The sequence below is a fragment of the Streptomyces sp. NPDC104831 genome, from assembly GCF_055583025.1.
This window is the reverse complement of record NZ_JBVJOT010000143.1, coordinates 1-1,350: the sequence shown is the minus strand read 5'-3', so window position 1 is coordinate 1,350 and position 1,350 is coordinate 1. Positions and strand designations below refer to the sequence as shown.

General features: G+C 72.7%; 1 protein-coding gene. It reads left to right on the top strand.

The features are described 5' to 3' along the window. Positions 1-98: 98 nt before the first annotated feature. The coding region (locus ACZ63H_RS38605) for a polyketide synthase dehydratase domain-containing protein (protein WP_469873121.1) at positions 99-1,350 on the top strand (1,252 nt) is incomplete at its 3' end.

Below are 1,350 nucleotides of genomic sequence, written 5' to 3'. Positions count from 1 at the left end.
TGGTGGGTGCGGTGGCCCAGGCGGCGGAGGTGGCGGGGGTCGGTGGGGTCACGGCGGTGGGGACTTTGCGTCGTGACGAGGATGAGGTGTCGCGGCTGTTGCAGCATGCGGCGGAGGTGTTCGTCGCGGGGGTGGATGTCGACTGGCCGGCGTGGGTGGACGGTGGCCGGTTGGTGGATCTGCCGACGTACGCCTTCCAGCGCCGGCGTTTCTGGTTGCCGGCGGGTCGGTCGGTGGTGGACGCGGCGGGGCTGGGTCTCGATCCGGCGCACCATCCCCTGCTCGGCGCCGCCGTACGCCTGGCGTCGCAGGACGGGTGGGTGCTGACCGGGCAATTGTCGCTGCTCTCTCACCCATGGCTCGCGGACCACGCCGTCTTCGGCACCGTCATCCTTCCCGGCACCGCCTTCGTCGAGCTGGCACTGCACGCCGGCGAACAGGCCGGTTGCGAGGTGCTGGAGGAACTGACGCTGGAACGGCCGCTGGTGCTGTCGCCGGACACGCCGGTGTCGGTCCAGGTTTCGGTGGGCGCCGACGAGGCCGGTCGGCGGACGATCGCCGTGCACTCCCGGCCCCAGGACAGCGAGGGCGAATGGGACCGCCACGCCGTGGGCGTCCTGGCACCCGGCACGGGCATCTCCACGGAACGGCTGGAGACGGCGTGGCCGCCGGCCGGCGCGCAGCGCGTGGACGTGACCGAGGACTACGACCGCCTGGCCGGAGTGGGGTACGGCTACGGGCCGATCTTCCAGGGCTTGCGCGCCGCATGGCGGGTGGGCGAGGAACTGTTCGCCGAGGTGCGACTCCCCGGCGAGGCCGACACGTTCGGTGTCCACCCGGCCCTGCTCGACGCCGCCCTGCACGCACTGCTCACCGACGATCTGAGAGTGCCGTTCTCGTGGGGCGGGGTGCGGCTGCACTCGGTGGGTGCCTCGGTGCTGCGGGTGCGGCTGACCCCGCAGGCGGACGGTGCCGTGCGGGTGGCCGCGTTCGACGGCGCCGGCCTGCCCGTGGTGACCGTGGACGAACTCCGCCTGCACCCCATGTCCCGTGAGCAACTGGAGCAGGTCGGCTCGGCGGTGACCGATCCGCTGTTCGAGGTGCGCTGGGTGGACGTGCCGAGGCCGGACGGTGCCGGGGAACTTCCCTCGGACGTCCGGGTGGAGTACGTCGAGCCGGGCGGTGATGTGCGGGTGCGGGTCGGGGAGGCGCTCGCGTTGGTGCAGGGTTTCGTGGCCGATTCCGTGGATGGGCGGCTGGTCGTGGTCACGCGGGGTGGGATGACGGGTGTGGCCGATCCGGCGACGGCCGGGGTGTGGGGGTTGCTGCGGTCGGCGCAGGCCGAGCATC